General features: G+C 74.8%; 9 protein-coding genes. 6 read left to right on the top strand and 3 right to left on the bottom strand.

Annotated features, from left to right (window positions below):
- Nucleotides 1–54 precede the first annotated feature (54 nt).
- From coaD to mutM, 5 genes are all read left to right on the top strand, one after another.
- Nucleotides 55–522 carry a pantetheine-phosphate adenylyltransferase gene (gene coaD / locus ACH9D2_RS12065; RefSeq protein WP_396363056.1) on the top strand — a complete coding sequence of 156 codons (468 nt, stop codon included), beginning with the start codon at nucleotides 55–57 and terminating at the stop codon, nucleotides 520–522.
- 170 nt (nucleotides 523–692) lie between these two features.
- Nucleotides 693–1,205, top strand: a complete 513-nt coding sequence (locus ACH9D2_RS12070; protein ID WP_396363058.1) for a YceD family protein — start codon at nucleotides 693–695, stop codon at nucleotides 1,203–1,205.
- A gap of 2 nt (nucleotides 1,206–1,207) precedes the next feature.
- Complete coding sequence (gene rpmF / locus ACH9D2_RS12075; protein WP_058874629.1) at nucleotides 1,208–1,411, top strand: 50S ribosomal protein L32; 204 nt, start codon at nucleotides 1,208–1,210, stop codon at nucleotides 1,409–1,411.
- Between the two features lie 5 nt (nucleotides 1,412–1,416).
- Nucleotides 1,417–2,115 (top strand): ribonuclease III, encoded by a 699-nt coding sequence (rnc, locus tag ACH9D2_RS12080; RefSeq protein ID WP_396363059.1) that lies wholly within the window; start codon nucleotides 1,417–1,419, stop codon nucleotides 2,113–2,115.
- Nucleotides 2,108–3,049, top strand: coding sequence for a bifunctional DNA-formamidopyrimidine glycosylase/DNA-(apurinic or apyrimidinic site) lyase (gene mutM, locus ACH9D2_RS12085; protein ID WP_396363061.1), 942 nt, complete (start codon nucleotides 2,108–2,110; stop codon nucleotides 3,047–3,049). The genes rnc and mutM overlap by 8 nt, the downstream gene beginning before the upstream one ends.
- 21 nt (nucleotides 3,050–3,070) lie before the next feature.
- Here mutM and ACH9D2_RS12090 read toward each other — a convergent pair whose 3' ends face one another.
- From ACH9D2_RS12090 to ACH9D2_RS12100, 3 genes are all read right to left on the bottom strand, one after another.
- The gene (locus tag ACH9D2_RS12090; RefSeq protein WP_396363062.1) at nucleotides 3,071–4,252 is read right to left on the bottom strand and encodes an NAD-dependent epimerase/dehydratase family protein; all 1,182 of its coding nucleotides are present in this window, start codon (nucleotides 4,250–4,252) and stop codon (nucleotides 3,071–3,073) included.
- Nucleotides 4,249–6,936: an alpha/beta fold hydrolase gene (locus tag ACH9D2_RS12095; RefSeq protein WP_396363065.1), complete on the bottom strand. Its 2,688-nt coding sequence runs from the start codon at nucleotides 6,934–6,936 to the stop codon at nucleotides 4,249–4,251. The genes ACH9D2_RS12090 and ACH9D2_RS12095 overlap by 4 nt, the downstream gene beginning before the upstream one ends.
- A 135-nt stretch (nucleotides 6,937–7,071) precedes the next feature.
- Nucleotides 7,072–8,097 carry a 3-oxoacyl-ACP synthase III gene (locus ACH9D2_RS12100; protein WP_396363063.1) on the bottom strand — a complete coding sequence of 342 codons (1,026 nt, stop codon included), beginning with the start codon at nucleotides 8,095–8,097 and terminating at the stop codon, nucleotides 7,072–7,074.
- Nucleotides 8,098–8,374: 277 nt separating this feature from the next.
- On the opposite strand from ACH9D2_RS12100, the gene ACH9D2_RS12105 reads away from it, so the two are divergent.
- Nucleotides 8,375–9,731, top strand: a 1,357-nt coding sequence (locus ACH9D2_RS12105) for an AAA family ATPase (RefSeq protein ID WP_396363064.1), incomplete at its 3' end; no start/stop codon positions are given.

Raw genomic sequence — 9,731 nt, forward strand, 5'->3', positions numbered from 1 at the left:
CCTCGTCCACCACGGTACGCCGCCGGGGCGCGGAGCGCGCCTAGGATGGCACCCATGCACCGAGTGATCTGCCCCGGCTCCTTCGACCCCCTGCACAACGGCCACGTGGAGGTCGTCGCGCGCGCCGCGGCCCTCTTCGACGAGGTCGTCGTCGCGGTCTCCACCAACCCGCACAAGCGCTACCGCTTCGACGCCGACCGGCGGCTGGCCCTGGCGGAGGAGAGCTTCGCGGACATCGCCGGCGTCGTCGTCGAGCCCATGGGCGGGGGGCTGCTCGCGGAGTACGCGGCGCAGCGCGGGGCGGTGGCCCTGGTCAAGGGGCTGCGCTCGGGGGAGGACTACGAGTACGAGGTGCCTATGGCCACCATGAACCGCCATCTCACGGGGGTGGAGACGGTCTTCCTGCCCGGCGACCCCCGCTTCCTGCACCTGTCCTCGACGCTCGTGAAAGAGGTCCAGGGCCTGGGCGGCGACGTCTCCGGGTTCGTGCCGGCGCCCGTGCTGCGGGCCCTGCAGGGCTGAGCGGACCCGCCCCGTCCCGGCGCGCCGGGAGCCACCCCGTTTGAGAACGCCCGGCGCGGCACGCTAACATGGTCTGTCGGTCAGAATTTCACCAGGAGTCAGTCATCAGTCGCGAGAACAGTTCGCCCCTCACCATCGGTGTCCGGGACCTCGAGCACCGCCCGGGGACGATGCGACGCCTGGAGGAAGTTGTGCCCGCGCCGGAGAACTTCGGCAACGCACTCATCGGCGCCCCGGAGGGCTCGGACATCGACCTGGACCTCCGGCTGGAATCCGTCCACGACGGGATCCTGGTGTCCGGCACGGCCGGCGTGGTCATCCACGGCGAGTGCAGCCGGTGCCTCGACCCGATCGACTACGATCTGGACGTCGACGTGCAGGAGCTCTACGTCTTCGACGCCGCCACCGACGGTGGCGAGGAGTCCGAGGACGACCAGATGTATGAAGTTCAGGACGAGAGCATCGACCTCGAACCCATGCTTCGGGACGCAGTGATCACGCAGCTGCCGTTCCAACCGGTGTGCCGGGAGGACTGCCAGGGGTTGTGCGCCCAGTGCGGCGCGCGCCTGGAGGACGACCCGGGACACCACCACGAGGTGCTCGATCCTCGCTGGAGCGCCCTGTCGGGCCTGCTCGAGCAGGACACCTCGACCGAGACGACCGAACCGAGAGAAGAGAGATAGCCGTGGCTGTTCCGAAGCGGAAAATGTCCCGTGCGAATACCCGTGCACGCCGTTCCCAGTGGAAGGCGACCGCGCCGAAGCTGGTCAAGACCGTCGAGAACGGCAAGGTCAGCTACAGCCTGCCGCACCAGGCCAAGGTCGTGACCGACTCCGCCGGGACCGCGCTGTTCCTGGAGTACAAGGGCCGCAAGGTGGCCGACGCCTGACCACGGTGACCTCCACCGCGACATCTCAGGACCTGCTGGAGCGTCTCGGCGTCGACATCGACGCCGGGACGCTTCGTCTTGCCCTGACCCACCGCTCCTATGCGTACGAGCACGAGGGGCAGGGCCACAACGAGCGGCTCGAGTTCCTGGGGGACTCCGTGCTGGGCCTCGCGGTCACCGACGAGATCTTCCACCGCTACCCCGACGACTCCGAGGGCAACCTCGCGAAGATCCGCTCGGCCGTGGTGAGCACCCGCACGCTCGCGGAGCTCGCCCGGTCCCTGGACGTGGGCCCGCACATCCGCCTGGGCAAGGGCGAGGTGCGGACCAACGGGCAGCAGAAGGCCTCGATCCTGGCCGACACCATGGAGGCGCTGATCGGCGCCGTCTACGTCAGCTCCGGGCTCGAGGCGGCCCGGGCCTTCGTGCTGCGGCTCGTGGTGCCCCTGCTGGAGGACGGCTTCGTGATGAGCGAGGGCCGGGACTGGAAGACCGAGATCCAGGAGCTCGCGGCGGCCCGCGGCCTGGGCGCCGTCCGCTACGCCGTGGAGGGCACGGGCCCCGACCACGACCGCCGCTACGAGGCGCACGTGCTCGTCGGCGGTCAGGACCACGGCACGGGGACCGGCACCACCAAGAAGGAGGCCGAGCGCTCCGCGGCGGCGCAGGCCTGCGCGACCCTGGTCGCCCGCCGCGGTGCCTGAGCTCCCCGAGGTCGAGGTCGTCCGCCGCGGCGTGGAGCGCTGGGTGGTCGGGCGCCGGATCGAGTCCGTGCAGGTGCTGGACGCCCGTTCGGTGCGCCGCCACGAGGCGGGCCCCGTCTCCTTCGCGCACGAGCTCGACGGCGCGGTCGTCGCCGACGCGGTGCGCCGCGGCAAGTTCCTGTGGCTGCCCCTGACCGGCACGGACGGCGCGCCGCCGCAGGAGGCGCTGCTGGTCCACCTCGGGATGAGCGGGCAGCTGCTGGTCCAGGACGCCGGGCTGGCCGACGAGAAGCACCTGAAGGTGCGGCTGGGCCTGTCCGAGCGCCCGGGCACCCCGGCGGAGCTGCGCTTCGTGGACCAGCGGATCTTCGGCGGCATGCTCCTCGACCGGCTCGTGCCCACCGGCGACGGCGCCCCGGGCGGGCGCTCGGCCACGGGCGCCCCGCTGGTGCCCGCCCGGGCCGCCCACATCGGCCGGGACCCGCTGGACCCGGCCTTCGACGCCGAGCGCTTCCACGACCGGCTGCGCCGGCGCCGCACCGGGCTCAAGCGCGCGCTGCTGGACCAGTCGCTCGTCTCCGGGATCGGCAACATCTACGCGGACGAGGCGCTGTGGCAGGCGCGCCTGCACTGGGCCCGGCCCACCGACACGCTCCGGCGGCCCGAGACGCTGCGCGTCCTCGCGGCCGTGCGCGAGGTCATGGAACGGGCCCTCGCGGCGGGCGGGACGAGCTTCGACTCCCTCTACGTCAACGTCAACGGCGAGTCGGGCTGGTTCGCCCGCTCCCTCAATGCCTACGGCCGGTCCGCGCGGCCCTGCCCGCGGTGCTCGGCGGAGGGGCGGAGCGCGCTGATCGTGCGGGAGCAGTTCATGAACCGCTCCTCCTACCGGTGCCCCGTCTGCCAGCGCACGCCCCGCAACGCCCGGTTCTGACCGGCCGTCCCGGGCGCGTGCTCAGGAGTCCCCGGCGGCCGTGGACCCGGTGGCGGGCATCGGGGTGTCGTGGGCGCCCAGGGGATGGGTCCGGTAGTACTCGCCCAGCCGCTGCATGCCCTCCTCGACCGTCACGGACGGCGCCCAGTCGAGCACCTCGCGGGTGGTCCGCTGCTCGAACCAGTGGGCCGTGGACATCTGCTCGGCCAGGAAGGCCGTCATGGGCGGCTCGTCCTCGCCCGGACGGAGCGCCCACACCTTCTCGATGACCCTGCCCGCCAGGCGCGCCACGGCGCCCGGGACCCGGCGCACCGGCGGCTCCACCCCGGCCGCCCGGCAGAAGCCCGCCACGAGCTCGCCCACGGTGCGGGGCTGGCCGTTCGTGACCACGAGCGCCTGCCCGTGCGCCCACTCGATCCGCTCCAGCGCCCGCACGATCGCCTCGGCCGCGTTGTCGACGTAGGTGGTGTCGATCAGCGCCGCGCCGTGGTCGAGCAGCGGCAGCCGTCCCTTCTCCGCGCGGTCGACGATCCGCTCGACGAGCTGGGTGTCCCCGGGGCCCCACACGATGTGCGGGCGCACGGCCGTGACGCGCAGCCCGCGGCCGTCGGCCTCGAGCGCGAGCAGCTCGGCCGCGGCCTTGGACCGGGCGTAGTCGCCGCGGGCGTGCACGGGGTCGGCCGTGCGGGCGGTCTCGCCCACGATGGAGCTGCCCGTGTGGGCGACCGACGGCGAGGACACGAACACCACGTTGTCCACGCCGGCCAGCCGCGCGGTCTCCAGGACCACACGGGTGCCGGTGACGTTGGTCATCACGAAGTCGTCCCAGTCCCCGGCGAAGGAGACCTTGGCGGCGAGGTGGACGACGTCGTCGACCCCCTCCATGGCCCGCGCGACGGCGTCGGGGTCCGCGACGGAGCCGAGGACCTCATCGACGTTCGGCTGGTCGGCCAGGGGTGCGTGCCCGCGCTGGAGCAGCCGGACCGTCCACCCGCGGGCCGCGAGCAGGCGCGCCACGTGCTCCCCGAGCATCCCGGAGGCGCCGGTGACGAGCACCGTCCGTCCCTCCCCGGTCAGCTCCTGCCGCCCGCGCTCCACCTCGTGGCTGCCGGTGCCGGCCGGCGGGGCGCCCTCCGTCACGGAGGCGTCGTAGGCGGGGACCTTGTCGTCGTGCGTGCCGTCCTGGCGGTGCTTGCCGTTCACGGGTTCCTGATCCTTCCTCCGGCCAGGGCGGAGTCCGCCCATCGGGCCAGCAGGGCTCGGTCGATCTTGGAGTTGTGCCGGATGTCGGTGGGGTGCTCGGGGACCACCAGGACGGCCGCGAGGTCCAGGCCCGTCGCCTCGCGCACGGCGGCGCGCACGGCGCAGGAGAGCAACGGGTCCGCGGGGCCGGAGCGCGGGGCCGGGGGAACGGTCTCCACGACGGCCACGGGCACCTGCGTGCCCGCCGGGCCGACCCCGACGACCGCGGTGCGGCCGACCCCGGGCACGGTCTGCGCCGCGTGCTCCGCGGCGACCGGGGTCAGCACGCCGGCGGCGGAGACGACGACGTGGGCGAGGCGGCCCTCGACCCACAGCCGCCCGGCGGCGTCGAAGTGCCCGACGTCCCCGGTGCGGTGCCAGCCGGGCAGCTGGGTGCTGAGGTGCTCCGTGTACCACAGCCGGTCGTAGCGGTCCTTGACGTGCGGTGCGCGGGCGAGGATCTCACCGGTGACCCCGGGCTCCGTCGTGATCTCGTCCGCGGGGGCGCCGTCCGGGCGCAGGGCGGTGACCCCGAGCTCGGCGCCGTGCACGGCGGTGCCCACGCACACGCCGTTGCCGGCACCGGCCACGGCGGAGCCCCTGCTGTCCAGGCCGGCCTGCCGGATGGTCCCCAGGGTCACGTCCGTGAGGGGCAGCCCCTCGGTCATGCCGTAGGGGGTGTGCAGCGTCGCCGCGGGCACGAGCTCCTGCAGCTGCTCCAGCAGCGGCTCCGGCAGGGGCGCCCCGGCCGAGAGCACGAGCTCCACGAGCTCGAGGGCCCGCTGCTGCCCCTCGTCCAGCTCGTGCCGGGTGGCGAGGACGTTCGCGATCGCCGCGGGCGAGAGGAACACCGCCGTGGCCTGGATGGCCGAGGCGGCGTCGGCCAGGGCGCGCGCCGTGAGGGTCTTCGGGGCGGTGACGTCCATGTCCGGGGTCACCGAGGTGGTCCCCATGGCGGGCCCGAGCAGCGCGAACGGCGCGAAGCCCGCCACGAGGCCCGTGCCGGCGGTGAGCCCGTACGTGCCGCGGACGGCGTCCCGCATGGCGCAGAGCTGGCGGTGGGTGTAGACGACGCCCTTGGCCGGGCCCGTGGACCCGGAGGTGAACAGCACCGCGGCGTCCGCGTCCGGGTCCGGCGCGGGGAGGTCCTGGCGCGGGGCGGACGCGAGCAGGCCGGGGACGTCGTGCGCGACGCCGAGAGCCCGGCGGGAGACCGGGTCGAGGGTCTCGAGGGAGATCCGGGTGCCCGGCCAGCTGAGGGCCCGGCCGGCGACGAGCGCCTTGCGGATGCCCACGAGCCAGGCCGGGGCGGCCCCGCGCAACGCCCGGGTGAGGCCCTTGGGGCCCAGGCCGGAGTCCGCCACGACGACGACGGCGCCGATGCGCAGGCACGCGTAGAGCAGCGCGGTGAGGTCGGAGCCCGGCGGCACCATGAGGCTCACCCGGTCCCCGGGGCGCACGCCGATACCGGTCAGCCCGGCGGCGAGACGGTCCACGCGGTCGGCCAGCTCCGCCCAGCTCAGGCTCGCCCGCACCGGGGGCACGCGGGCCCCGGCGTGCGGGTCGCCGGGGGTGGGCGCCATGTCCACCACGGCGAGGCCGAGGTCGGCGCGCCGCGCGTCGAGCTCGGCGGGGAAGGGGACGTGCTCGCCGCGGGAGGTGGCACGGCGCTGCAGGTGCAGCTCGCGGCGGCCGGGGCCGGGACCGAAGCGGTCGGCGAGCCACGCCATCACCGGGGTCGCGACGTCCCGGTCCTCGGGCAGCAGGTGCAGGGCGCCCTCGTAGCGGTGGACGTCGGCGTGCGGCATGCGGCGCACGAGGTCCTGCAGGTAGCGCTCCTGGAACACGGGGTCCCCGATGCCCCAGAGCAGCAGGGCGGGGACCTCGCGGGCGGCCACGCCGGCGGCGATCTGCTCGTAGCGGGCGTGGGAGGGGTGGTCCGGGGCGGCGGGGATGTCGGCCACGAAGTTGCGGATCGCCTCGCGCCGGGCGCGCGTGCCGTACGGGGCCCGGTAGGCCGCCCGGACCTCGCGGGACAGGGACGGGTCCGCGAGCGCGAGGGCCACGTCGAGGAAGCTCGTGGTCCGCTCGGTGAGCAGCCCGTGCGCGGCGGGGGCCAGCGCCAACCGCAGGGAGGCGGGCATCCGCTCGGCGTTGTCGTGGTGGACGGCGGTGTTGGTGAGGACCGTGGCGCGGTGGACGTCCGGGTGCTCCAGGGCCCAGCCGGAGGAGACGAGCCCGCCCCAGTCGTGGGCGAGGGTCACCACGGGGCCGCTGCTCGCGTCCAGGCCCAGCTCGGCCGTGAGGTCGCCCAGGTCCCGGACCCGGTCGTCGAGGCGGCGGAAGAGCCCGGTCCGCTCGGAGAACCCCATGTCGAGCTGGTCCACGGCCACGACCCGCCAGGGGTTCGCGGGGTCGGTCCCGGCCGCCAGCACGTCGCGCCACAGGTAGGACCAGGTGGGGTTGCCGTGCACGGCCAGGACCGTGCCCCGCGGGGTGAGTCCGGCGGCCTCGAGGGAGGCCGCGTTGTCGAGGACGTGCCAGCGGCGCCGCCGGCCGGGGACGGGCTCCACCGGGGCGCTCGAGGCGACCGTGACCGTGCGGGACCACGCCGGGTCCACCCCGGGCAGGGGCACCTCCGTCATGGGCAGCCGCGCCGCGCCCGGCCCTCCGGTCTGCGGGGTCGTGGACGGTCGTGTGCGTGCCATGGTCGTGGGGCTCCTCGAGGGTCTGTCTCGTGCGTGGGCGTCTCGTGCGGGGCGCGGCTCAACGCCGGCGGGTCACCAGTCGATCTCCATGTAGGTCGCGTTGAGGCCGGAGCCCACGCCCAGCAGCAGCACGCGCTCGTCGGGCTGGAGCCGCTCGGCCTCCAGCGCGAGGGTCATCGGCAGCGCGGCGGCCGCGACGTTGCCCCAGAACGGGAAGGTCAGCGGGAACTTCTCCGGGTCGATCCCGACGTCCTGGAACAGCTTGTTGGTGTGGGACATGGAGACCTGGTGGCCGATGTAGCGGTCCATCCCCTCCCAGTCCCAGCCGTCCTCGTGGGCGTCGTGCCACGCGTCCGCGAGCAGCCCCACGCCGTGCTTGAGCAGCCCCGTGGCGTCCGTGTACATGCCGTCGAAGCCGCCGATGCACAGCCCGTGGTGCTCGGTCGCGGACCGGGTCACGGACCCCGCGATGCGGTGGCCCTCGGGGTGCCGGTCGGCCGGGCCGACCACGGCGGCGGCCGCGCCGCAGCCGAGGGTCAGGGTCGCGAACTCGCGCACCACGTCCGCCCGGGTCACGTCCGGGCCCTGCAGCCGCTCGTACGTCTCGCGGTGCCAGGGGGTCGGGTCCTCGCCGGCGACGACGACGGCGTAGTCGATCGCCCCGGAGTCGATCATCGTGGAGGCGATCGTGAGCCCGTTGACGAAGCCCAGGCACGCGTTGGTGACGTCGAAGTTCAGGGCGGAGCGGGCCAGGCCGAGCCGGTGGTGGACGGAGACCGACACCGCCGGCTCGTAGCCGTCGCGGGTCACCGAGGCGTTGATCAGCAGCCCCACCTGGTCCGGGCGCACGCCCGCCCGGGCGAGGGCGGCCTCGCCGGCCTCCACGGCGCCGTCGGTGAAGTGGCGCCCGGGGGCCCAGACGCGCCGTTCGTTGACGCCCGCGAGCCGCTCCAGCAGGCCCTTCGGCATCTTCAGCCGCGTGAACGTGTCCGCCAGGACCTCGTCGGCGTGGGACGAGGGCACCACCTCGTCGGCCTCGACCTTGGTGATGGCCAGGAGGGCGGCGTTGCGGTGACGGATCGAGGAATTACCGGTCAAGGTCTCTGGCTTTCGTTAGGGTCTCGCCGATGCCCAGGCCCGCCCACGGAGGACGCGGGCGCGGGGAGGTCAGGTCGTGCTGGTCGCGGTCAGTCTACCGGCCGGTTCCCCGGCCGCGGCCCGAGCCCGGCCGTTTCTCTGTAGGCTGATCATCTTCTCCGGGGGCCCGTCGTCGTTTCCCGGCACGACCGCCGTCCCCGGCGCGGCGTCGCCGTCCGGGGGCCCGAGTACAGTGGGGACGACCCCCGACGCGCCCACCCCTGGAGACCGGACACCCGTGCACCTGAAGACCTTGACCGTGCGGGGGTTCAAGTCCTTCGCCTCGGCCACCACCTTCGAGTTCGAGCCCGGGGTCACCGCCGTCGTCGGCCCCAACGGCTCGGGCAAGTCCAACGTGGTGGACGCCCTGGCGTGGGTGATGGGGGAGCAGGGCGCGAAGTCCCTGCGCGGCGGGAAGATGGAGGACGTCATCTTCGCCGGCACCGCCGGCCGGGCCCCGCTCGGGCGCGCGCACGTGTCGCTGACCATCGACAACGCCGACGGCGCGCTGCCCATCGAGTACGCCGAGGTCACGATCTCGCGCACGCTGTTCCGCTCCGGGGGCTCCGAGTACGCGATCAACGGCCGGCCGTGCCGGCTGCTCGACATCCAGGAGCTGCTCTCGGACTCCGGACTCGGCCGCGAGATGCACGTCATCGTGGGCCAGGGCCAGCTCGACCGCATCCTGCAGGCCACCCCGGAGGAACGCCGCGGCTTCGTCGAGGAGGCCTCCGGCATCCTCAAGCACCGCCGCCGCAAGGAGCGGACGCTGCGCAAGCTCGAGGCGATGCAGGCCAACCTCGACCGGCTCGAGGACCTCACCGCCGAGATCCGCCGCCAGCTCACCCCGCTGGGCCGGCAGGCCAGGACGGCCCGCAGGGCCCAGCGGATCCAGCACGACGTCCGTGACGCCCGGTCGCGGCTGCTGGCCGACGACCTCGTGCAGGCCCGCACGAGCCTCGCCGTCGACGAGGAGGTCGAGCGCCGGCTGCGCGCCGAGCGCGCCGAGGCCGAGCAGGCCCTCGACGCCGGCCGCGCCCGCCAGGCCGACGTCGAGGCCCGGGCGGCCCAGGCCACCCCCGCCCTCAACGCCGCGCGGGACACGTGGTACCAGCTCGCCGCCGTCGAGGAGCGCTTCCGCTCCCTCGCCTCGCTCGCCGCGGAACGGCGCCGGCTGCTCGGCTCCGCCGCCGAGCCGGCGGAGCCGGGACGGGACCCGGACCGGCTCGACGCCCAGGCGGCCCGCACCCGCGCGGAGCAGCAGGAGCTCCTCGAGCAGGTCGAGGACGCCGTCGACGCGCTCGCCGAGGCCATCCAGGAGCGCGAGGACGCGGAGGCCGCGGCACGGGACCAGGACGGCGTGGTCACCGGCCTGCTCCGGGCGGCCGCCGACCGCCGGGAGGGCACGGCCCGGCTCACCGGCGCGGTCGCGGCGGCCCGGTCGCGGGTGGAGGCGGCCGAGAACGAGCTGTCCCGCCTGCACGCCACCCACGCGGACGCCGGGCGGCGCCGGGTGCGCGCCGGCACCGAGGCCGACACCCTGGCGCTCGCGGCCCAGGACGAGGCCTGCGCCGCCGAACGGGCCCGGGCCCGGC

The sequence above is a fragment of the Kocuria rhizosphaericola genome, from assembly GCF_044462205.1.
GTDB classification, from domain to species: Bacteria; Actinomycetota; Actinomycetes; order Actinomycetales; family Micrococcaceae; genus Kocuria; species Kocuria rhizosphaericola.

Coding starts and splice junctions, on each gene's coding strand:
- coaD (WP_396363056.1), top strand. CDS start 55: ATGCACCGAGTGATCTGCCCCGGCTCCTTCGACCCCCTGCACAACGGC.
- ACH9D2_RS12070 (WP_396363058.1), top strand. CDS start 693: ATGCGACGCCTGGAGGAAGTTGTGCCCGCGCCGGAGAACTTCGGCAAC.
- ACH9D2_RS12095 (WP_396363065.1), bottom strand. CDS start 6,936: ATGACGGAGGTGCCCCTGCCCGGGGTGGACCCGGCGTGGTCCCGCACG.